This is a genomic window from Actinomadura sp. B10D3, from assembly GCF_039871695.1.
Classification (GTDB): domain Bacteria; phylum Actinomycetota; class Actinomycetes; order Streptosporangiales; family Streptosporangiaceae; genus Spirillospora; species Spirillospora madurae.
In genome coordinates this window covers 438,164-460,173 of sequence record NZ_JBDPLY010000004.1, presented here as the reverse complement: position 1 = coordinate 460,173, position 22,010 = coordinate 438,164, and the positions used below count along the sequence as shown (strand labels likewise).

The window sequence follows — 22,010 nt, the reverse complement described above, 5'->3', positions numbered from 1 at the left end:
TGCGTTGAGGCGTTCGGTGGTTTTGGCGAGGGGGAAACACCCGGTCCCATTCCGAACCCGGAAGTTAAGCCTCTCAGCGCCGATGGTACTGCATGGGAGACTGTGTGGGAGAGTAGGACACCGCCGGACTCATATTGCAGGAAGGCCCCGCCGGATTCGGCGGGGCCTTTCTCATTTCTCCGGTGCGTGGCCGCCGCGTCCGGCGAAAGTGTCCCAGAGGATCGCGGCCGGTTCGGCCGTGGTGAACAGCGATTCGATGCGGGACCGGTCGCCGTCCAGATGAGTGAGGGTCTGCACGCCGAGGAACATCGCCACGGCGATCATGCCGAGGTCACGGGACGGGACGAGGCTCTCGAAGGCCGTCCCGGCGACGAGCCGGCGCACGGTGGCCGCGGCGAACTCCGACCACGACTCGACGTGGGCGAGCAGCTCGTCACGCAGCCGAGGCGACGCCGACGACGCCCTGAACAGTTCCTGGACGGCGTCGATGTGCCCCTGGTCCCGCATGTCCTCGGCGTACAGCTCGCGGAGACGGGCGAGCAGCTCGGTGGCGTCCGAGCAGGAGTCGAGGACCTCCTCGTAGCGTTCCCTGCGCGCCCGGCTCGTATGGCTCAGCGCGGCGACGAGCAGGTCCTCCAGGTCCTCGAAGTGGTAGTAGATGACGCCCGGCGCGAAACCACCCGTCTTCGCGATCGAACGGGCGGTCGTCCCCGCGTAGCCCTCGATGGCAAGCGTCCTGATGGCCGCCTCGAGCAGACGTCTCCTCGCTTCCGCGCGGGGCGCCATGGCCGTCAGAGCACCTTCCGCGGCTGCACTCCGGCCTCCGCGAGAACGGGGTCGAGGCGGCGGGCGAGCCGGGCCAGATGGTGGCTCGGCACCTGCGGGTACAGATGGTGCTCCAAGTGGTACGTCAACTCCAGGAACAGGGCGGGAACGACACGGCCGCGCAGGGTGTGGGTCTGCGTGAGCGGTGTGTCCCCGTAGTGCCGGTGCGGCAGGTGGACGGTCAGCAGCGGATACACCCAGCTTCCCACGATCACCATCACCGCGTACACGAGCAGGCCCCGCGAGAAGAACAGGCCGGCGCCGACGGCCACGAACGGCAGGGCCGCTTCGGCCAGCAGCCACGCCCGCTGGCTCACGCTGGCGCGGCGGAACGCCCACCCCCACAGGCGGGCGAGGAACACCGGCCCGTACAGGACGGCGCCGACCGCGGACAGGTTCGCCGGGTACCCTTCCGGGTCCTCGTCGCTGGGGAACGTGCGGTGGTGTTGCAGATGGGTGGCGCGGTAGGCGTGGCCGCTCTCCAGCAGCACGGCGCCGAGGAGGAACAGGGCCCACTCGGTCGACCGCCTCCCGAGCCCCAGCGACCGGTGGACGACGTCGTGCGTCGCGGTCACCACCGCCACGAAGATGCCGAAGGCGACCAGCGGGGTGAGCCACCACCACCCGGCCGCCCACACGGCCGCGAACAGCGCGGTACCCGCGTACGGCAGCGACAGGGTGAGGACGCGTCGCCCTCTCGTGGTGACGAGCAGGTCGGGGCCGAGTTCGGAAAGCCTGGGGATCATCGGGCCACCCCCGTCCGGCGCGCGGTCCTGAGCACCTCGTCCGCGACGATCCTGCTGCCCAGCGCGCACGCGACGGTGCCGAGCCCCGGCCAGGTCGAGTCACCGACGAGCCAGAGGCCCGGCACGCCGAGCGAGTGGGGGATCGCGTTCTGGTTGGCGTTGCGCGGCGTCTGGTGCGCGCCGCCGACCGCGCCGCCGGGCCGGAACGCGAAACGCTCGTACGACCGGGGCGTGCCGACGTCCCATACCCGGGCCCGTTCGCCGAGGGTCGGATGGACGCGGCGGGCCAGCCCGACGAGATGCTCCCCGGCGGCCCGCTTGCGGACCTCGTAGTCGGCGTCCGGCAGGCCCTCCCAGTCCGCCAGCGCGGTGTGCGTGGAGATCATCACGGCTCGGTCGCCCGGCGGTGCGCTGTCGGTGTCGCCGGGCGCGGACACCGACACGAACATGTTGTTGCCGTCGCCGAGCGGCCGGTCGTAGTCCTGGAGCAGCTGGTGATGGGTGAACTCCTGGCCGGCGACCTCGTCCTCCGGCACGCCGAGGAACACCACGATCGCGCCGCCCATGTCCTTCTCGTCCCGTTCCAGGTAGGGGCGCAGCGGCCGGGCGGCGTCCGGGACGACGCGCGCGGTCGTCTGCGCCGGCAGGGCGCTCACGACCTGCCGGGCGTGGACGATCCCGCGTTTCGTGTGGACGTCGAACGCCCCGGGTCGTCCGGTGACCCGGTCGACGTGGCAGCCGACCCGGAGCCGGCCGCCCATCCCGCGGTAGTGCGCGAGGAAGCGGCGCCAGAAGCCGCGCATCCCGCCGTCGGCGCGGGTCAGCCCGGCGCCGCGGATGGTGACCCCCAGCGCGGCGTTGATCAGCGGGGCGCGGTCGACGGTGCTGTGCACCGTGTCCTCGACGAGCATCGACAGCAGCCCCACGAGCGGTTTGTCGCCGCGCAGCCTGTGCCGGACGAGGACGTCGCCGAGGGTGGTGTTCAGGTGCCGGGCGAGCGGGAGGCCCCGCGGCCCGAGGGCCCGCAGGTTGTGGGTCAGGTCGGCGGGGCGCCGTATCGGCAGCCGTACTCCGGCGCGGCTCGCGTCCCAGAACACCTGCGCCAGATGGTCGAGCCGCGCCCAGAAGGCGCGGTGCGCGGGGCTGTCGCCGAGGGCCCGCAGCCGCTCGCGATGCCAGGCCCGGCTGTCGCGGTGGAGGGTCACCGTGCGGTCGGGCAGCCAGCCGACGTAACCGGGCAGGGCCTCCCCGGGGACCGGGTCCATGCCGATCGCGTCGAGGAGTTCCGCTCCGACGCCGCCGGGCTCGAAGTCGACCATGGTCGTCGCGCCGACGTCGAAGGAGAAGCCCCGCCGCCGGTAATAGCCGGCGCAGCCGCCCACGTGCCCGTGCGCCTCGACGACGAGCGTGGAGACTCCGGCCGCCTGCAACCGGGCCGCCGTCGCCATGCCCGCCAGGCCCCCGCCGAGCACCGCGACCTCGCACGACACCGGGAACCGCGGCGCCGCCCTCGATGGGCGTACATTTTGAACACTTGTTCTGAACATACGTTCAGAAGCTGCCGATCATGCCGCGGCGTCAACGTGACGTGTCCGACATGGCCGGAGGCGGCCGTCCCGGCCGATAACGCGGGCTTGCGGCGTCGGAGGGAGTGCCTAGGCTGCTGACGGCGTGCGGAGCCTCAAGTCGGAGGATCGCGCTGCTCCGCGATCTCTACCTCCAGAGCCGGGCGAGGTCGGGGTGAGCGCGTTCTGGGGTGACGGTGGTTATGCGGCAGCGGGCTACGCCCGCCTTGACGAAGGGATCCTCGGTGGTGATCTCCTCCGCGCCCTGGCGGTCGACGCCCACGGCGATGATGAGCCCGCCCTCCGACGTGGGGACGGTCCGGCCGGAGAGGACGAACGTGCCGGCGGCATGGTGCCGTTCGAGGAACGCCACGTGGTCGGCGACATGCGGTTCGGCCGCCTGTTCCGTACCCGTGTACTCCAGCCGCAGCAGGTGCAGCATCCGACCTCCCCGATCTTCGCCTGCGACCGGACGAGTCTGCCGGAGGACGGGGTGAGGTAGCGTGCCGGGGCTCTCAGCACGACTTGCGGAGATCGTGGACGCGCTGCCGCTCACGCCGGACATGCGCGTCCTGGAGATCGGGTGCGGACCCGGGGCCGCCGCCCGCGCCATCGCCGCCCGGCTCGACGCCGGGCACATCCTCGCGATCGACCGCTCCGCCAAGGCGATCGCGCAGGCGGAGGCGTCCTCGGCCGAGGAGATCGCGTCCGGGCGGATGAGCGTCCGGTGCGCGGCCATCGAGGACTTCACCCCGGAACCCGGCGAAGGCCCGTTCGACCTCGTCCTCGCCGTGCGGGTCGGGGCGCTCGACGGCCGCCACCCCGAGGCGGGGCGCAAGGCCAGGGAGCGCATCGCCGCCGTGCTGGCGCCTGGAGGCCGCCTCCTCACCGACGGCGGCGATCCCCTGCGGGAGGTGCCTCTGTGACCCGAGCGGGCCCGGTCAGCGGCCGAGCACCCGGTCGAGGGTGATCGCCCACTGCCTCAGCAGGCGGGTACGGCGCGCCGAGTCGTCGGTGAGCAGGTCGGCGAGGCCGAGGCCGCGGACGAGGTCGAGGGTCGCCTGCACCGTCTCGCGGACGCCGGGGACGGACTCGTCCGCGCCCAGCGCCTCGACAGTGAGCCGGTGCGCCTCGCGTCCGACCTTGGCCTCCAGCGGCACGATCCGCGCGCGGAGCTGCTCGTCGGAACCGGCCGCGACCCAGAGCTGAAGGGCCGCCCGGAAGAGCGGGCTGGTGTACATCTCGCCGAGCAGGGTCACCACGTCCAGCGTGGACGGACGGTGGTCGGCGAGCGCGTCCAGGCGCTCGCGCATCTGCGCCATTCGCACGTCCGACCCGTACTCGACGGCCGCCGTCACCAGCTCCTCGCGCGTCCGGAAGTGGTGCTGGGCGGCGCCCCGGGAGACGCCCGCGCGCTCGGCGACCACCGCGACGGTCGTCCCCGCCCAGCCGACGGACGCCAGGCATCCGACGGCGGCTTCCAGGAGGCGCCGGCGGGTGGCGCGGCTGCGGTCCTGTTGGGGTTCGCGGGGCAGTGCCTGGGCGGTCATGCGGTCCTCGGGTCGGTGGCCTTCCAGTCAACCAAAGGAGCACGGGGAGAAACAATCATGCGCGATTGATTTTTTCGGAGCGGGCTGGCAGGGTGCTGGCATGAGCCAACCGTTGCGGGTGGGCAACGCCTCGGGCTTCTACGGCGACCGCTTCTCCGCGGTCCGGGAGATGCTGGAGGGCGGGCCGCTGGACGTCCTCACCGGCGACTACCTCGCCGAGTTGACGATGCTGATCCTCGGCCGGGGCAGGATGAAGGACCCGGACGCCGGGTACGCGACGACGTTCCTGCGGCAGATGGAGGAGTCCCTCGGGCTCGCGGCGGAGCGCGGCACGAAGATCGTCACCAACGCGGGCGGGCTCAACCCGGGCGGGCTCGCGGACCGGCTGCGCGGGCTCGCCGCCCGCCTCGGCCTCGACGTCCGGATCGCGCACGTCGAGGGCGACGACCTGCTGGCGCGGGCGGGCGAGCTCTGGCCGGCGGACGAGCGCTACGGTCCGCCGCTGACGGCGAACGCCTACCTCGGCGCGTGGGGGATCGCCGAGTGCCTGCGGGCCGGGGCCGACGTGGTCGTGACCGGCCGCGTCACCGACGCGTCGCTGGTGGTGGGCCCGGCCGCCGCGCACTTCGGCTGGGCGCGCGACGACTGGGACGCCCTGGCCGGCGCGACCGCCGCCGGGCACGTCCTGGAGTGCGGCGCCCAGGCGACGGGCGGCAACTACGCCTTCTTCCAAGAGATCTACAATGTAAAGGCGCTGGGCTTTCCGATCGCCGAGGTCCACCCCGACGGCTCCAGCGTGATCACCAAGCACGACGGCACCGGCGGCGCGGTGAGCGTCGAGACCGTCACGGCGCAGCTCCTGTACGAGGTCGGCGGGCCGTTCTACGCCGGCCCGGACGTGACGACGCGGTTCGACACGATCGAGCTCGCGCAGGACGGCCCCGACCGGGTGCGGATCGCCGGTGTGGAGGGCGTCCCGCCGCCGCCGACCACGAAGGTGTGCCTGAACCACCTCGGCGGCCACCGCAACGAGATGACGTTCGTCCTGACCGGCCTGGACGTCGAGGCGAAGGCCGAGTTCGCGAAGGCGCAGCTCGAGGAGGCCTTCGGCGACGCCCGCCCCGCCCGGGTCGAGTGGACCCTCATCGGCACCGCCGAACCCGACCCGGCGACGCAGGGCAAGGCCACCGCCCTGCTGCGCTGCGCCGTCCTGGACCCCGACCCGGAGAAGACGGGCCGCGCCTTCAGCAGCGCAGCCGTGGAGCTCGCCCTCGCCGGCTACCCGGGCTTCACGATGACCTCTCCGCCCGGCAAGGGCAGCCCGTGCGGCGTCTACAAACCGGCGTTCGTGCCCAACGAGCTGATCGACCACGTGGCGGTCACCCACGAAGGCCCCCGTGTACCGATAGCACCGGCCCCCGTCGTCGCTCCGCTCCCAGCGGATGACGCCTCCCCGGCACAGGACGGTGGGAGAGGCGTGGTTCAAGATGCCTCCGCCCAGTCCCCACCCGCCCGGGGGGTCCAGCCCACTTCCAGTGTCGAACGCCCTGGTCCCGGGGCGGGAGACGAACACGAATCTGTGGACAACCCCCGTCCGCCACACACCCTCCGGGAGCCCCTTGGGAGGGTCGCCGGGGCGCGGAGCGGGGACAAGGGCGGGGACGCCAACATCGGCGTGTGGGCCCGGACGGACGCCCAGTGGCGCTGGCTGGAGCCCTTCCTCACCATCGACAAGATCCATGAGCTGCTCCCGGAGACCCGTGACCACGTCGTCCGGCGGCATGTGCTGCCCAACCTGCGAGCGGTGAACTTCGTCGTCGAAGGGCTGCTGCAGGAGGGGGTGTCGGCCTCGACCCGGTTCGACCCGCAGGGCAAGGCACTCGGGGAGTGGCTGCGGTCCCGCCTCGTCGACATCCCGGAGACCATCCTGTGACGCTCAAGAGCACCCTCGACACCCACGGCCCGGAGTACCGGGAGCGGCGCGAGGCCATGCTGGAGAAGCTGGCCGCGCTGGACGCCGAGCACGCCAGGGCGCTGGAGGGCGGCGGCGATAAGTACGTCGCCCGCCACCGCAAGCGCGGGAAGCTGCTGGCCAGGGAACGCATCGAGCTGCTGCTCGACCCCGACTCGCCGTTTCTGGAGCTGAGCCCGCTCGCTGCATGGGGGAGCGACTTCCCCGTCGGGGCGAGCATCGTCACCGGCATCGGCGTCGTCGAGGGCGTCGAGTGCGTGATCGTGGCGAACGACCCGACCGTCCGGGGCGGGGCCAGCAACCCGTGGACCGTGAAGAAGAGCTTCCGCGCGTCCGACATCGCCCTGGAGAACCGGCTCCCCCTCATCAACCTGGTCGAGTCGGGCGGCGCGGACCTGCCGACGCAGAAGGAGATCTTCATCCCGGGCGGGCGGATGTTCCGGGACCTGACCCGGCTCTCGGCGGCCGGCATCCCGACGATCGCGCTGGTGTTCGGGAACTCCACCGCCGGCGGCGCGTACATCCCGGGCATGTGCGACTACGTCGTCATGGTCAAGGAGCGCGCGAAGGTGTTCCTCGGCGGGCCGCCGCTGGTGAAGATGGCGACGGGGGAGGAGGCCGCCGACGAGGAACTGGGCGGCGCGGAGATGCACGCCCGCACGTCCGGGCTCGCCGACTACATGGCCGCCGACGAGACGGACGCGCTGCGCCTCGGTCGCCAGATCGTCAAGAACCTCGGCCACCGCAAGCTCGGCCCCGCCCCGGGCCCGGTGGAGGAACCCCTGTACGACGCGGAGGAGCTGGCCGGGATCGTCCCCGAGGACCTGAAGATCCCCTTCGACCCGCGCGAGGTCATCGCCCGGATCGCCGACGGGTCCCGGTTCGACGAGTTCAAGCCGCTGTACGGGACGAGCCTGGTCACCGGCTGGACGCGCGTCCACGGCCACCCGATCGGGATCCTCGCCAACGCGCAGGGCGTCCTGTTCGGGGACGAGGCGCAGAAGGCGGCGCAGTTCATCCAGCTCGCCAACCAGAGCGACACCCCGCTGCTGTTCCTGCACAACACGACCGGTTACATGGTCGGCAAGGAGTACGAGCAGGCCGGGATCATCAAGCACGGCGCACTGATGATCAACGCGGTGGCCAACAGCAAGGTCCCGCACATCTCGATCGTGATGGGCGCCTCCTACGGGGCGGGCAACTACGGCATGTGCGGCCGCGCGTACGACCCGAGGTTCCTGTTCACCTGGCCGAGCGCCAAGTCGGCGGTGATGGGGCCGCAGCAGCTCGCGGGCGTGCTGTCGATCGTCGCCCGGCAGGCGGCCGAGGCGCGCGGGCAGGCGTACGACGAGGACCAGGACCGCGCGATGCGGGAGATGGTCGAGGCGCAGATCGAGGCCGAGTCGCTGCCGTTCTTCCTGTCGGGGCGCCTCTACGACGACGGCGTGATCGACCCGCGCGACACCCGCACCGTCCTCGGGCTGTGCCTGTCCGCCGTCTGCAACGCGCCCGTGCGCGGCGCCGACGGCTTCGGCGTCTTCCGGATGTGAGCGTACAAATGATCAAGAGTCTGCTGGTCGCCAACCGCGGCGAGATCGCCCGCCGCGTCCTGCGCGCCTGCCGCGACCTCGGCATCGCGACGGTCGCCGTCCACTCCGACCCGGACGCGGACGCGCCGCACGTCCGGGAGGCGGACGCGGCGGGGCGGCTGCCCGGGGCGTCGCCCGCGGAGACGTACCTGTCGGCCGCGCGGATCCTCGCCGTGGCCGAGCGGGCCGGGGCCGACGCGGTCCACCCCGGCTACGGGTTCCTGTCGGAGAACGCGGACTTCGCGCGGGCCGTCATCGACGCCGGGCTGACCTGGGTCGGCCCGCCGCCCGCCGCGATCGCCGCGATGGGCTCCAAGATCGAGGCGAAGAAGCTGATGGCCGCGGCGGACGTCCCGGTCCTGCCCGAACTCGACCCCGCCGCCGTGCCCGGCGACGGCTTCCCGCTGCTGGTCAAGGCGTCCGCGGGCGGCGGCGGGCGCGGCATGCGGATCGTCCGCGAACCGGGCGGGCTGCAGGACGCCGTCGCGGCGGCCCGGCGCGAGGCGGAGTCGGCGTTCGGCGACCCGACCGTGTTCTGCGAGCCGCTGCTGGAGGACGCCCGGCACATCGAGGTGCAGATCCTCGCCGACGCGCACGGCACGGTCTGGACGCTCGGCGAGCGCGAATGCTCGATCCAGCGCCGCCACCAGAAGATCGTCGAGGAGGCGCCGTCCCCGGCCGTCGGGCCGGACCTGCGCGCCCGGCTGTGCGAGGCGGCGGCGAACGCGGCCCGCGCGATCGGGTACGAGGGCGCCGGCACGGTCGAGTTCATGCTCGCCCCCGACGGCCGCTTCTTCTTCCTGGAGGTCAACACCCGGCTGCAGGTCGAGCATCCGGTCACCGAGTGCGTGTACGGGGTGGACCTCGTCCGGCTGCAGATCGAGGTCGCCGAAGGCGCGCGGCTGCCGCGGGACGTGCCGGAACCCCGCGGCCACGCCATCGAGGTCCGCCTGTACGCCGAGGATCCCGCGCAGGACTGGCGGCCTGCCAGCGGCACCCTGCACACTTTCGAGGTGCCCGGTGCCGACACCGCGTTCACCGTTCCCGCGGCGCACGGCCTGCGGCTCGACAGCGGCGTCGAGAGCGGCGCGGAGGTCGGCGTCCACTACGACCCGATGCTCGCCAAGCTGATCGCCTGGGCGCCGACCCGGGCCGCCGCCGCCCGCAGGCTGGCCGGCGGCCTGCGCGGCGCCCGCATCCACGGCCTGACCACGAACCGCGACCTGCTCGTCCGGATACTGGAGGAGCCTGCCTTCCTGGACGGCGACACCGACACCGGCTACCTCGACCGCGTCGGCCTCGGCACCCTGGCCGCGCCGCTGGCGGACGAGGCGGCCGTGCGGATCTCCGCGCTGGCCGCCGCGCTCGCCCAGGCCGCCGCGAGCCGGTCCGCCGCGACGGTGCTCGGCGGCCTCCCCTCCGGCTGGCGCAACGTCCGGTCCCAGCCGCAGCGCAGGACATTCCACGGACCGCACGGCCGCGTCGACGTGGACTACGACCTGAACCGGGGCCGCCTGACCTCCGGGCAGTTCCCCGGCGTCTCGCTGGTGAGCGCCGCACCGGAGAAGGTCGTCCTCGACCGTGACGGCCTCCGCGAGACCTTCACCGTGACCGCGGTCGCGGACCGGGTGCACGTCGACTCCCGCCTCGGCCCGGTGACGCTGGACGTCGTCCCGCGGTTCGCCGACCCGAGCGACCAGATCGCGCCCGGCTCCCTCCTCGCCCCCATGCCCGGCACCGTCGTGCGCGTCGAGACGGAGGCGGGGGCGGAGGTCGCCGCGGGGCAGGTCCTCGTCGTCCTGGAGGCGATGAAGATGGAGCACCGCGTCGCCGCGCCGTCCGCCGGGACGGTCACCGAACTGAACGTCGCCGCCGGACGGCAGGTCGAGTCCGGCGCCGTCCTCGCCGTCATCGAAAGGACCCCCGGATGAGCTTCGTCGAGACCGAGGAGCGGCAGGCGCTGCGCGCGGCCGTCGCGGAACTCGGTGCCAAGTACGGTTCCTCCTACTACGTGGAGAAGGCCAGGGCCGGGCAGAAGACCGACGAGCTGTGGACCGAGGCCGCGGGGCTCGGCTATCTCGGCGTGAACGTCCCGGAGGAGTACGGCGGCGGAGGCGGCGGCATCGGCGACCTCGCGGCCGTGTGCGAGGAGCTGGCCGCCGCGGGCTGCCCGCTGCTGCTCATGGTCGTGTCCCCGGCGATCTGCGCCACGATCATCGCCCGGTCCGGCACGGACGGCCAGAAGAAGCACTGGCTGCCGCGCTTCGCCGACGGCTCGGTGAAGATGGCGTTCGCGATCACCGAGCCCGACGCCGGCTCCAACGCGCACCGCATCACCACCACGGCGCGCCGCGACGGCGACGGCTGGGTGCTGAACGGGCAGAAGACGTTCATCTCCGGCGTCGACGAGGCGGACGCCGTCCTGTTCGTCTCCCGCACGCAGGACCAGAAGGGGAACCTGCGGCCCTCGCTCTTCATCGTCCCGACGGGCGTGCCCGGCTTCACCTTCACCCCGATCGACATGGAGATCGTGTCGCCGGAGAAGCAGTTCGTCTGCCACCTCGACGACGTCCGCGTGCCCTACGACGCGCTCGTCGGCGACGAGGACGGCGGCCTGCTCCAGCTGTTCGCCGGCCTCAACCCCGAGCGGATCATGGCCGCCGCCATGGGCGCCGGGATCGGCCGGCTCGCGTTCGGCAAGGCGACCGCCTACGCGCGGGAACGGCAGGTGTTCAGGACGCCGATCGGCGCGCACCAGGGCCTCGCGCACCCGCTCGCCGCCGCCAAGATCGAGCTGGAGCTGGCCCGGCTCATGGCGCAGAAGGCCGCCTGGCTCTACGACGAGGGCGACGACATGGGCGCCGGCGAGGCCGCGAACATGGCCAAGTACGCCACCGCCGAGGCCGCGATCCACTGCGTCGACCAGGCCATCCAGACCCACGGCGGCAACGGGCTCACCACCGAGTACGGCGTCGGGATGCTCGCCGGGGTCGTGCGGCTCATGCGGATCGCGCCGGTCAGCCGCGAGATGATCCTCAACTACGTCGCGCAGCACTCGCTCGGGTTGCCGAAGTCCTACTGACACGGTGGCGGGGCGGCAGCGGGCGCCCTACACTCCTGACCGTTCGGGACTTTTCGACCAACTTGACAACGCGACCCGAGGGACTCCCGTGTACGGTCCGCCGCCTGTTCCGCTGCCCAGCGGCCCCCCGCCCGTCCCTCCGCCCGACCAGCCGGAACCGCCACCGGCCGCGCCGCGCGGCCGCCGCCTCGCCGCCTGGGGCATCGACACGGCGCTCCTCATCGGCGCCGCCGTCCTCCTGGGCACGATGACGTGGGGACGGCTGAACGGCGTCCTGGGGGAGGGGCTGTGGTGGGACGCGCTGTCCGCGACCGGCGGGCTCCTGCTGTCGGGCGGCGACGTCCAGAACGCGGCCAAGGACTTCGGGCTGGACATCTGGCACGAGATCGCCGGCGCCATCGAGCAGGCGCTGCTGCTGCTCATCCTGATCGAGTTCCTGCACCAGCTCACGGGCCAGGCGCTTGCCGGGCGGACCGTCGGCAAGGCCGTGCTCGACCTGCGCGTGGAGAACGCGAAGACCGCCAAGTCCCGCGCTCTGCGCCGTTCCCTGGTGACCACCGCGGGAGGGACCGGCCTGTACTGCGCCGCGTGGATCCTCCTCCTGCACGGCATGTTCTTCTTCGCCCTCGTGACGTGGGCGGCCGCCGTGGCGGTGTTCCTGGCCAACAGCGCACCCGCCCTCGTCGGCGCCCGGCGGCGCACCCTCGCCGACCTGCTCGCGGGCACCGTCCTGGTCCGCGCGGGCGGCTACCGGCGCGCCGCCGAGGCCGCCCGGCAGGGAGCCGGCATCGCCTGGGACGGGACGCAGGCGGCGGGCCAGGTCGCGGGCCGGGCCGTCCGCGACAACGCCGCCCGGCTCGCCCAGGCCGAGTCGATGCAGCGGGCCCTGCAGTCCGAGCGGGGCCAGCAGGCGCGGGAGCTCGGCCGCCGGTCCGTCACGAGGATGCAGGACGCGATGCACGGCGAACGGGCCCAGCAGGCCGGTGACATGGGCAAGCGTCTCGGAGGCCGCCTCAAGAACGCCTACAGCGACCGGCGCGCCGCCCGCAAGCAGGAGCTCCCGCAGGCCCCCGAAACGCCCGCGATCCTTCCACCCGAACCGCACTACGACCCGTACACGCGGCCGGACCAGTTCGCCCAACCCGGCCAGTACGGGCAACCCGGCCAGTACGCCCCGCCCGGCCAGTATGCGCAGCCCGAGCCGTCCACGCGGCCGGACCAGCACGGCCGGCCGGGCCAGTACGGCCGGCCCGCGCAGTATGCGCAACCGGATCAGTACGCTCAGCCCGGGCAGTACGCCCCGCCGGACCCGTACGCGCAGCCCGACCCGTACGCCCAGCCCGACCAGTACGTGCAGCCGGGGCAGCAGCCGCCGCCCGGCCCGTACGGTCGGCCCCAGCCGTACATCCCGCAGCAGCGCAACGAGCCGCCGGAGGAAAGCGCCTGAGCGGCCTCAGACGAGGAGGGCGTCGAGCTGCGCCCCGAGCGGGGCCGGCGCGGTCAGGCGGTTGTCCACGGCCACGTGAGGCACCGGAGGCGGCGTCTCCGGCCGCATCCGGGCGGCGAAGGCGTCGAAGCCCGCGAGCTTGCCGGTGTCGCGCGGGGAGCCCCGGTCCTCCAGGCGGCGGCGCAGGGTGGCGGCGTCCGTCCTGATCCACACCAGCTGTACCGGCGGGCCGCCCAGGGACGCGGTCCACTCCGACCAGCGCGACGCGTCCCGGATGTGCCCGGTGAACGGGCCGCTCAGCAGCACCGGGCACCCGTGGGAACGGATCTCCCGCGCGGTGGCGGTCATCCCCGCGTACTCGTGCGGCTTGACGTGCTCGTCGTACCACGGGCCCTCCCGTTCGCCCGGGTCCCGGGCGAACGCCGCGAGGGTCGCCGCGACGAACGGCCCGTACATCGTGTCCTTGTCCAGGAGCGCGGGGACGGGGCGCAGCCGTTCGAGCATCAGGTCCGCCACGGTCGTCTTGCCGGAGCCGGGCGGGCCCGCCACCACCCAGACGGGGGCGGGCGTCACGTCGACAGGCGCATGCGGCGCGTCGCCAGCCGCTCGATGCGCGGTTCGTCGATCTCGTGGCCGAGGCCCGGCTGGGTGAGCGGGACGCCGACGACGCCGCCGGACGAGCGGACGGGCGGGGTGACGAACACCGGCCCGCCCGCCGGGTCGGACACGTCGCTCGGCAGCGTGCAGCCCGGAAGCGCGGCGAGGGCGACCGCCGCGGCCTGCCCGATGCCGAACGAGCCGGACCCGCTGCACCACACGTCCCACCCGGCCGCGTACGCCAGGTCGTGGGCGCTGCGGGCCGCGGTCAGCCCGCCGAGCCGGTCCAGCCGCAGGTGCAGCGCCCGGCCGGCCTGCAGCGACAGTGCCGCGTCCAGGGTCTCCAGGTCGCCGACGGCGGGGGCGACGGCGGTGCCGATCCGGAGCTGGAGCCGGGCGTGCGCGGCGAGGTCCCCGGACGGGAACGGGCGCTCGATCGCCGCCAGGCCGTAGGCGTCCAGGGCCTCCAGCACCGCCATGTGCTCGGACGACTCGGTGTAGGCGTGGCCCGCGTCGGCGACCAGCGCCAGCGCCGGATACGCCTGCCTGATCGCCCGGACCGGCTCGATGTCCCAGCCGGGGCGGACGTCCAGCGTGACCCGGGTGTGGCCCGCCCCGACGGCCTTGTTGACGCGCAGGGTGACCGTGTCCAGCGCGGGCTCGGGGGAGATGTGCGCCCCCGTCACGATCGACGTGCGGGTGCCGCCGAGCGCGTGCGCGAGCGGCAGGCCTCGCGTCCGGCACCACAGGTCCCAGCAGGCCGTGTCGACGGCCGCGGCGGCCTCGCTGGCGCCGAGGTCGGCGGCGGCGGACACGTCCTCGGGACGGTCCCAGTCGAGCCCGATCAGCGCCGGGCCCATGCGCTCCTCGATGTCGGCCCAGGCCGAGCCCGCGCCGGCCGCGCCGCCCGGGACGGCCATCTCGCCCCAGCCGACCGCCTCGCCGCCGTGGAGGCGGACGAGGACGCTCTCCGGCCGCCGTCCGCGCGGCATCGCCACGTGGAAGGCGTCGCAGCCCTGGATCCGAGGCACCCGTACCAGCCCTTCGAGGTAGTCGTCTCCCTCAATGATCCCCCCTCGGCGGACCGGGACGGACATCCGCGCGGGTCAGGACCGCCGCAGGAAAGGGCGGAGCGGCCGCCGCTCGTACCCGCCGTCCGCTAATCCGGCGAGGCGCTCGAACGGGTTGTAGGACGCCCAGTCCCCGCACAGCAGCATCGACACGCCCGCGCACGCCCCGTAGAGCGGGATCATGGCGACGCCGAGGCACCAGGCGTACTGCGTCGAATGGCGCCCCTCATGGCGGAGCAGCCGCGACGTGTCGGACAGGCGCGACGCCTCGCCGCGCAGCAGGACGACGTTGCCGACCGTGAACGCGGACGCGACCGGCACCGGCAGCCGGTAGCCGCCCGCCACGATCAGGCCGTCCGGGCCCCGGCGGAGGCCCCCGCCGCGCGCCGCGGTCGCGGCCAGCAGGAGCCCGAGTCCCGTGGACAGGTTGACCGCGTTGACGATCTGCCGCACCCGATGCGCTCGTTTCACGCGCCCAGTGTCCCCTGCCTCCCGGACCCGGGAAAGCCCGCGGGCGCGGGCGTCCTGGACCGGCTGGGGTCGACTGTCAGGGGCCGGAGGTCAGGGGCAGCTGGCCTTCAGGGAGACCGGCTTGCTGTCGGGCCCGGGGGACTCGGAGCCGTCCGGGGAGTCCGGCGACCGCGTCGGCGTGGTGCCCGGCGTTCCGCTCGGCGTTCCGCTGGGCTTGGCGCTGACCTGCCGGGGGTCGCTGTTCACGGCCTCGGACGTCAGCTTGCGGATCTTGTCGAAGTCGGGGTTGCCGGTGTAGATCAGCGGTGGGACGAACTGCAGGCTGCGGATCTGCGCGCCGTTCTTGACCTTGTTCGACAGCTTCACCAGCGCGGGCAGCAGCTCCTGCGGGATGTCGGTCGACAGGGTCCGCTTGGCCGCGGCGGCGAGCTTGTCGAAGCTCCGCAGGACGGTCTGCGGGTCGGCCTGCTCGGCGATCGCGCGCATCAGGCACTTCTGCCGGCCCATCCGGACGTAGTCGCTGCTGTTGGTGCGGGACCGCCCGTACCAGAGGGCCTCCTTGCCCGACAGCCTCCGGTCGCCCGGCTGCAGGACCGCGCCCTGGAGCCCGTACGGGATCGGCTCGGTGATCTTGACCTTGACGCCGCCCATGGCGTCGATGATGTCGGCGAAGCCGAACATGTCGACGAGGATGTAGTAGTCGACGCGCACGCCGAGGATTCCCGCGATGGTGGCCTTCAGCAGCTCGGGGCCGCGGTGGTTCTTGGCGACGCCGGGCACCACGTCGGGGTGGTTCTCGGCGTACTCGTACACCTCGTTGAGCAGGCCCGGGTTCTGCGGGCCGTCGCCGGTGAAGCCGTAGGGGAAGCGGTCGCGGGCCGGGCCGGGCGGCATCGGGAAGCTCTCCAGGTTGCGCGGCAGGCTCAGCAGCACGGTGTCGCCGGTCTTGGTGTCGACGCTGGCCACCGTCATGCTGTCGGTGCGCACGCCGGTGCGGTTGGAGGCCGCGTCGCCGCCGAGGAGCAGGACGTTGACGCGGGGTTCGCCGTTGAAGGGATCCTCCGCGTCGACCTTCTTGCCGTTCTCGCTGCCGCTGCGGAAGATGCTGGTCAGCGCGTTCCGGTAGACGTAGGTGCTGTGCGCCGACCACGCGACCGGCACGGCCACGGCGAAGCACATCACCGCGACGGAGGCCGCGCCCAGCGCCCGGGCACCGACCGCGAGGCGGGCCGGGCGCAGCACCAGGTAGGAGTGGATCACCACGAGGATCCACACCGCCCCGAGCGCGACGAGCCCGCCGGACATCCGCTGGAGCGCCGCCGGCTGGACGGCCAGGTGCACCAGGTCGGAGCGGTAGATGGTGGCCGCGCCCCCCAGGGCGACGACGACGGACAGGTACAGGGCGAGCAGCAGCCCGCCGGCAATACGGCGGCCGGCGGCGAAATGGGCGATGCCCCACACCAGGGCGGACGCCAGCGTCAGCGCCAGCGCGCGAGGGAGACCCCCGGCTCCGCCGGAGGTGCCGTCCTCGTCCCTTTCCCGGGCATGCCGCCTCGCGGACCGACCCATGTACGCTCCGATTCCCACCCACGGTGATTTAAGCCCTGGCTCACATTATGGACGCGCGGAACCGGGCAAAGGTTGCGTGGGAGTCGACCGCATGCGAGCGGGTGTTGCCTGTGGTACAGCCGTGATCCAGGATATTGAATCCGTCCCCGTCAGGGAAGCCGGGATGATCTTCCGGACGGCGCCGGGCGCGAGTGCGCGGGCGGCGCCGAGCGGCGGAACGATCACCAGCAGGCACAGGACGGCGACGGTGGTGCCGCCGGCGAGGCGCAGCAGCGGCGGCAGCCCGTCCGGCGCCAGCGCGGCGTAGGAATGGACGATCAGCGCCGCCCACAGCACGGCGAGCAGCAGGCAGCCGGCCGCGGCGGCGGCCAGGCCGGCCGGCCCGAGCCGCGGGCCGTGCCCGGCGGCGAGGGCGGCGGCCGTGAGCACGAGCGCCTGCCCGGCGAGCAGCGCCGTGCCGCACCGGGCGCGCCCGGTGAGCAGGAGCGCGATCCCCGGCAGCGCCGGCGACACCCCGGCGATCAGCAGCGCCTCGGCCAGGCCGCGCAGTGCGGCCTCCCCGGTCCGGGCGTCCCGCACGGGGCCCGGAGGCGGCGCGCACGGCACGCGCTCCGGCCGTGCTCGCACCGCGGTACCTGCCGGCGCGCCGTCGATCATGCTCCGCCCCCTTCGCCGACGAAGACCCGTCTCCGTTCGGAGTAAGAGCGTGCAGGTCAGCGAGGGGATAGCGGCGTGCCGGCGGCGGCGTGTCGCGAATTGCGGCGACGGCGGCCCGGTGCGAGAAGCGGCGTTTACCAGCTGCTGGACAGCGGCTTGCCCTCGGCGTAGCCGGACGGGCTCTGGATCCCGATCGTGGCCTGCTCGTGGAACTCCTCCAGGGTGCGGGCGCCCGCGTAGGTGCACGAGCTGCGCAGCCCCGCCACGATCGAGTCGATCAGGTCCTCCACGCCGGGGCGCTGCGGGTCGAGGAACATCCGGGACGTGGAGATCCCCTCCTCGAACAGGGCCTTGCGGGCCCGGTCGAAGGGGGAGTCCTCGGCGGTGCGCAGCCGCACCGCCCGCGCGGACGCCATCCCGAAGCTCTCCTTGTAGAGGCGCCCGTCGGCGGCGCGCTGCAGGTCGCCCGGGGATTCGTAGGTGCCGGCGAACCACGAGCCGACCATCACGTTCGCCGCGCCCGCCGCGAGCGCGAGCGCGACGTCGCGGGGGTGCCGGACGCCGCCGTCCGCCCACACGTGCCGGCCGTGCTGGCGCGCCTCGGCGGCGCACTCCAGGACGGCGGAGAACTGCGGGCGGCCGACCCCCGTCATCATCCGGGTCGTGCACATCGCCCCGGGGCCCACGCCGACCTTGACGATGTCGGCGCCGGCCTCGATCAGGTCGCGGGTGCCCTCGGCGGTCACCACGTTCCCCGCCACCACCGGGACGCCGGGGTCCAGGCCGCGGACGGCGGCGAGCGCGGCGAACATCTTCTCTTGGTGGCCGTGCGCGGTGTCCACCACGATCAGGTCGGCGCCCGCCTCCAGCAGCGCCTTCGCCTTGCCCGCGACGTCGCCGTTGACGCCGACCGCGGCCGCGATGCGCAGCCGGCCCGCGGCGTCCGTCGCCGGCGTGTAGAGGGTGGCGCGCAGCGCGCCCGTGCGGGTGAGGACGCCGGCGAGGCGGCCCTCGCCGTCCACGACGGGGGCGAGCCGGTGGCCGCGCTCGTGCAGCCGGTCGAACGCCTCGCGCGGGTCGACGCCGGCCGGCAGCGTCACCAGGTCGCGGGACATGATGTCGCGGAGCTGGGCGAACCGGTCGACGCCTTGGCAGTCGGCCTCGGTGACCACGCCCACCGGACGGTCGTCCTCGACGACGATGACGGCGTTGTGCGCCCGCTTCGGCAGTAGCGCGAGCGCGTCCCCGGCCGTGCTGGACGGGTCCAGCCGGATCGCGGTGTCCACGACCAGGTCGCGGCCCTTGACCCAGCGGATGACCTCGGCGACGACGCCGACCGGGATGTCCTGCGGGAGCACCGCGATACCGCCCCGCCGGGCGACCGTCTCGGCCATCCGGCGGCCCGACACGGCCGTCATGTTGGCCACGACGAGCGGGATGGTCGTGCCGCTTCCGTCGGAGGTGGCGAGGTCGACCTCCAGCCGCGACCCGACCGAGGAGCGGCGGGGGACCATGAACACGTCGTTGTACGTGAGATCGTGAGCGGAACGCCCACCGTTCAGCAGGTGCACGGCTGTACTACACACCAATCCCGGATCAGAGTGGCTGGGCCACCGAACATTGTCGGTCATACCCGGCGATGCTCCGCACACGCCGGGACGGCCCGCCCGGCACCGGCCCGCGGGGCCGCACCCAGGGGCGATGACACGGTGTCCCCGCCGCGGTGCCGATGTGATCTCCGCCGCGGTGTCCGCCTCCTTCCAGGCATAACGAAAGTGACCGGGCAGACGTGGTTGAAAACGGTGCAACGTGGGGCTTGGCTCTCTGTAAAGTTACCTCTTGACGTAACTGCGCCCCCGATGCACTTTTCTTACATGTGCCTCATGCGGACGGTGGATCCGCCGGAGGGGGCGTGACAGCAGAACACCGGGAGAAGCGCATGCAGGTCACGCACTCGGCCCCGGTGTGCCCCGTTCGTCCGCGCCGCGGGCCGTTCCGGCCGCGCGGCGATCGCCCGAGTGATCACCGCGCCCGCGCGCGCCCGCCGCCCGCGCGGCCGCGCCGCGCCGAGCGCGGCGCGGCCCGGCAGCGTTGCGCTCCCGCGCCGGTTTACGCGACGTCGGAAACGTCGCCTTCCAGAACCGGTCACCGACGCTTCGACGGCCGCCGGGCATGGCGAACACGAGCAAGATCAATATTTGACGCCATACCGTCCTGAAATGGAATGATCTTGCAGTCGCTGGCAAAACGATTCACCACATGTCGAGGAGGAGAACCGTGCTGGATGCGGTCGACGCCGTGCTCGTCCGCGAGCTCCAGCGGGATGGCAGGGCGACGTTCCAGGCGCTCGCCGACCGCGTCGGGCTTTCCCGCACGGCCGTGCGGGCACGGGTGCAGCACCTTCTCGAAACGCAGGTCGTCCGGGTCGTCGGCATCGTGCACGCCGCCGTCGTCGGCGCGGAGGCGATCGGGCACGTCTCGGTCACCGTGGAGGGCTCCGCCCGGGAGGTCGCCAAGGCGGTCGCCGAGCGCCCCGCCGTCAGCTTCACCGCGCTGACCGCCGGCCCGTACGACCTGGTCGCGCAGGTGCGCACCCGCGACGACGCCGCGCTCGCGGCCGAGGTGGACCAGATCCGGTCCGTCCCCGGCGTGCGCGCGGCCGAGGTGTTCCGGTCGGTGGCCACCGTGCGCGACACGCACACGGTGGTGCGCGAGCTCGGCGAGGTCACCCTCGACGACATCGACTGGCGGCTCCTGCACGAGCTGCAGCGCGACGGGCGCGCCCCCTACACCCGCCTCGCGCACGTCATCGGCCTCTCCCAGGCGGCCACCCGGGCCCGGGTGGTCCGGCTCATGCGCACCGGCGTCATCCAGGTCACCGGCCTGGCCGACCCGCTGGCCCTCGGCGCCGCTGAGCTCGGCGGTTTCGGGCTGCTGGTGACCGGGGGGCTGCGGGCCGTCGCCGACGCGGTCGCCGCCCAGGACGGCGTCCGGTACCTGGCGACCGGCTTCGGGCGCTACGACATCGTCGGGCAGGCCGAGGCGGCCTCGCGCGGCGAGCTGGTCTCCGTGCTCGACGCCATCCGGTCGGTGCCCGGCGTCACGGTGCGGGAGTCCTGGCACCACCTCGACGTGGTGAAGGAGTCCTACACCGTCGAGCTCCCCGCCCAGCCCCTCAACGGGTCGTCCTGACCCGGACCGCAGCCCCGGCCACGGCGCGCACCGTGGCCGGGGCCACCGCACGTCCCGCTAGTCGCGGTTGAGGGCGACCTCCTCCAGGTCCAGCTCGTGCATGACGCGGGTGAGCACCTCGTCGTCGATGCGCCGCTCGTCCCGCATCCGGACGAACACCCGGCGCTCGGCCTGCAGCATCTCCCGCCGCAGCCGCCGGTACGTCGCGGTCGGCACCTCCTCGCCCTCCGGGCCCGTCCCGCCGCCGAGCCTCTCCCAGGCGCGCAGCTGCCGCTGCTCGGTGAGCTGGCGCAGCCGCTCCACCACCGAGTCGTCCAGCCTCTCCGCGGCGTTCAGCTCCTCCAGCCGCTCCAGCGCGGCCTGCGCGGCGGCGTGCTGCGCGCCGGCCTCCGCCACCGTGTCGCTGTAGCGCTCGCGGTCGCCGGCGATGCCGAGCGCGCGGATGAGCGCGGGGAACGTCAGGCCCTGGATCAGCAACGTCCCGAGGACGGTCGTGAACGTCAGGAAGAGGATCACATCGCGGCCGGGGAACGGGCGGCCGTCGTCGGCGAACGGGATCGCGAACGCCGCGGCGAGCGACACCACGCCGCGCATCCCCGCCCACGACACCACCACCATGCCGCGCCGGCCGACCTTCCCGCGGGCCCGTTCCCGCCGCGACAGCAGCCGGGAGAGCTGGGCCGCCGGGAACACCCACGCGAACCGGGCGGCGACCGTGACGGCGAAGACGGCGATCGCCCACCAGGCCAGCTCCTGCCATCTCCACCCGGACAGCCCGTCGATCACCGGCGGCAGCTGGAGCCCGATGAGCAGGAAGACCACCGACTCCAGCACGAAGACCATGACCTTCCAGAACGAGTGCCCGATCAGCCGCGTCACCGCCGCGGACTCGGTCTCCCGGTTGCCGAGGTACAGCCCGCTGACCACCACCGCGATCACCCCGGAGGCGTGCACGCTCTCGGCGATGAGGTAGGCCGCGAACGGCGCGACGAGCACCACGCCGTTCTCCACGAGCGGGTCGTCCAGCCGGGTGCGCAGCCAGTGCAGCGGCGGCCCGAGGAGCAGCCCCACGGCCGTGCCGGCGGCGGCGGCGAACAGGAACCGCCAGACGCCGTCCACGAGCGTGAACCCGGCGCCGGTCGCCGCGATCAGCGCGACCCGGAACGCGGTGAGCGCCGTCGCGTCGTTGAACAGGCTCTCGCCGACCAGCACCGTCACCGTCCGGCGGGGCAGGCCGAGGCGCTGCGCGACGCTCACCGCCGCCACCGCGTCGGGCGGCGCCACGATCGCGCCGAGCACGCACGCCGCCGCCAGCGGCAGCCCGGGGACGAGGAGGTACGCCGCGTACCCGACGGCGAACGTCGTGAACAGCACCAGCCCGATCGACAGCAGCCCGATCGACCACGCGTTCTCGCGCAGGTTGGCGAACGAGCTGTTCCACGCCGCGGAAAACAGCAGCGGCGGCAGGAAGACGTAGAGCACGAACTCCGGGTCGAGCTCGAACTCCGGCACGCCCGGGACGAACGAGAAGCCCAGTCCCGCGATCACCAGGACCAGCGGCGCCGACAGTCCGAAGCGGCGCGCCCCCGCCGCCACCATGAGGGCGCAGACCGGGATGGCCAGCAGCCACAGCGCGTGTGTCGTCTCCACCCGCCGAATGATGGCATGGCGGAACGCC

Annotated in this window: 19 protein-coding genes and 1 rRNA gene; 8 read left to right on the top strand and 12 right to left on the bottom strand. The window is 73.4% G+C overall.

Annotated features, from left to right (window positions below; all coding sequences use genetic code 11):
* The first annotated feature begins 12 nt into the window (after positions 1–12).
* Positions 13–129 (top strand): 5S ribosomal RNA (gene rrf / locus ABGB11_RS10510).
* A gap of 42 nt (positions 130–171) precedes the next feature.
* Here the strand turns inward: rrf and ABGB11_RS10505 are convergent.
* The 4 genes from ABGB11_RS10505 to ABGB11_RS10490 all read right to left on the bottom strand — a co-directional run bounded on the left by ABGB11_RS10505 (position 172) and on the right by ABGB11_RS10490 (position 3,578).
* Positions 172–786 (bottom strand): TetR/AcrR family transcriptional regulator, encoded by a 615-nt coding sequence (locus ABGB11_RS10505; RefSeq protein ID WP_347631310.1) that lies wholly within the window; start codon positions 784–786, stop codon positions 172–174.
* A 5-nt stretch (positions 787–791) separates the two neighbouring features.
* Positions 792–1,571 (bottom strand): fatty acid desaturase, encoded by a 780-nt coding sequence (locus ABGB11_RS10500; RefSeq protein ID WP_347631308.1) that lies wholly within the window; start codon positions 1,569–1,571, stop codon positions 792–794.
* Positions 1,568–3,061, bottom strand: coding sequence for an NAD(P)/FAD-dependent oxidoreductase (locus ABGB11_RS10495; protein ID WP_347631306.1), 1,494 nt, complete (start codon positions 3,059–3,061; stop codon positions 1,568–1,570). Before ABGB11_RS10495 ends, ABGB11_RS10500 begins: the two co-directional genes overlap by 4 nt.
* 223 nt (positions 3,062–3,284) lie before the next feature.
* Positions 3,285–3,578 (bottom strand): YciI family protein, encoded by a 294-nt coding sequence (locus tag ABGB11_RS10490; RefSeq protein WP_347631304.1) that lies wholly within the window; start codon positions 3,576–3,578, stop codon positions 3,285–3,287.
* A gap of 61 nt (positions 3,579–3,639) precedes the next feature.
* Here ABGB11_RS10490 and ABGB11_RS10485 point away from each other — a divergent pair, with 61 nt between their 5' ends.
* A complete protein-coding gene (locus ABGB11_RS10485) occupies positions 3,640–4,062 on the top strand; it encodes a methyltransferase domain-containing protein (RefSeq protein WP_347631302.1) in 423 nt (140 codons plus the stop codon).
* 15 nt (positions 4,063–4,077) lie between these two features.
* Here ABGB11_RS10485 and ABGB11_RS10480 read toward each other — a convergent pair whose 3' ends face one another.
* Positions 4,078–4,686 carry a TetR/AcrR family transcriptional regulator gene (locus tag ABGB11_RS10480; protein WP_347631300.1) on the bottom strand — a complete coding sequence of 203 codons (609 nt, stop codon included), beginning with the start codon at positions 4,684–4,686 and terminating at the stop codon, positions 4,078–4,080.
* A 100-nt stretch (positions 4,687–4,786) separates the two neighbouring features.
* Between ABGB11_RS10480 and ABGB11_RS10475 the strand changes: the two genes are divergently transcribed.
* From ABGB11_RS10475 to ABGB11_RS10455, 5 genes are all read left to right on the top strand, one after another.
* Positions 4,787–6,619, top strand: a complete 1,833-nt coding sequence (locus ABGB11_RS10475) for an acyclic terpene utilization AtuA family protein (RefSeq protein WP_347631298.1) — start codon at positions 4,787–4,789, stop codon at positions 6,617–6,619.
* Between the two features lie 56 nt (positions 6,620–6,675).
* Entirely contained in the window at positions 6,676–8,208 is a 1,533-nt protein-coding gene (locus tag ABGB11_RS10470) for a carboxyl transferase domain-containing protein (RefSeq protein WP_347631330.1), read from the top strand.
* A gap of 8 nt (positions 8,209–8,216) precedes the next feature.
* Positions 8,217–10,178, top strand: coding sequence for a biotin carboxylase N-terminal domain-containing protein (locus ABGB11_RS10465; RefSeq protein ID WP_347631296.1), 1,962 nt, complete (start codon positions 8,217–8,219; stop codon positions 10,176–10,178).
* Complete coding sequence (locus tag ABGB11_RS10460; RefSeq protein ID WP_347631294.1) at positions 10,175–11,329, top strand: acyl-CoA dehydrogenase; 1,155 nt, start codon at positions 10,175–10,177, stop codon at positions 11,327–11,329. The genes ABGB11_RS10465 and ABGB11_RS10460 overlap by 4 nt, the downstream gene beginning before the upstream one ends.
* A gap of 88 nt (positions 11,330–11,417) precedes the next feature.
* Complete coding sequence (locus tag ABGB11_RS10455) at positions 11,418–12,776, top strand: RDD family protein (protein WP_347631292.1); 1,359 nt, start codon at positions 11,418–11,420, stop codon at positions 12,774–12,776.
* Positions 12,777–12,782: 6 nt separating this feature from the next.
* Here ABGB11_RS10455 and ABGB11_RS10450 read toward each other — a convergent pair whose 3' ends face one another.
* The 6 genes from ABGB11_RS10450 to ABGB11_RS10425 all read right to left on the bottom strand — a co-directional run bounded on the left by ABGB11_RS10450 (position 12,783) and on the right by ABGB11_RS10425 (position 18,711).
* Positions 12,783–13,349 (bottom strand): AAA family ATPase, encoded by a 567-nt coding sequence (locus ABGB11_RS10450; protein ID WP_347631291.1) that lies wholly within the window; start codon positions 13,347–13,349, stop codon positions 12,783–12,785.
* Positions 13,346–14,404 carry an enolase C-terminal domain-like protein gene (locus ABGB11_RS10445; RefSeq protein ID WP_347631290.1) on the bottom strand — a complete coding sequence of 353 codons (1,059 nt, stop codon included), beginning with the start codon at positions 14,402–14,404 and terminating at the stop codon, positions 13,346–13,348. Before ABGB11_RS10445 ends, ABGB11_RS10450 begins: the two co-directional genes overlap by 4 nt.
* A 75-nt stretch (positions 14,405–14,479) precedes the next feature.
* Positions 14,480–14,914 (bottom strand): hypothetical protein, encoded by a 435-nt coding sequence (locus ABGB11_RS10440; RefSeq protein WP_347631288.1) that lies wholly within the window; start codon positions 14,912–14,914, stop codon positions 14,480–14,482.
* A gap of 90 nt (positions 14,915–15,004) precedes the next feature.
* Positions 15,005–16,483 carry an LCP family protein gene (locus tag ABGB11_RS10435; RefSeq protein ID WP_347631286.1) on the bottom strand — a complete coding sequence of 493 codons (1,479 nt, stop codon included), beginning with the start codon at positions 16,481–16,483 and terminating at the stop codon, positions 15,005–15,007.
* A gap of 45 nt (positions 16,484–16,528) precedes the next feature.
* Positions 16,529–17,140: a hypothetical protein gene (locus ABGB11_RS10430; protein ID WP_347631284.1), complete on the bottom strand. Its 612-nt coding sequence runs from the start codon at positions 17,138–17,140 to the stop codon at positions 16,529–16,531.
* 134 nt (positions 17,141–17,274) lie between these two features.
* A complete protein-coding gene (locus ABGB11_RS10425) occupies positions 17,275–18,711 on the bottom strand; it encodes a GuaB1 family IMP dehydrogenase-related protein (RefSeq protein WP_347631282.1) in 1,437 nt (478 codons plus the stop codon).
* A 706-nt stretch (positions 18,712–19,417) separates the two neighbouring features.
* Here ABGB11_RS10425 and ABGB11_RS10420 point away from each other — a divergent pair.
* Complete coding sequence (locus ABGB11_RS10420) at positions 19,418–20,332, top strand: Lrp/AsnC family transcriptional regulator (RefSeq protein ID WP_347631280.1); 915 nt, start codon at positions 19,418–19,420, stop codon at positions 20,330–20,332.
* A gap of 57 nt (positions 20,333–20,389) precedes the next feature.
* Here the strand turns inward: ABGB11_RS10420 and ABGB11_RS10415 are convergent, their stop codons facing one another.
* Positions 20,390–21,982 (bottom strand): Na+/H+ antiporter, encoded by a 1,593-nt coding sequence (locus ABGB11_RS10415; RefSeq protein ID WP_347631278.1) that lies wholly within the window; start codon positions 21,980–21,982, stop codon positions 20,390–20,392.
* Positions 21,983–22,010: the final 28 nt, after the last annotated feature.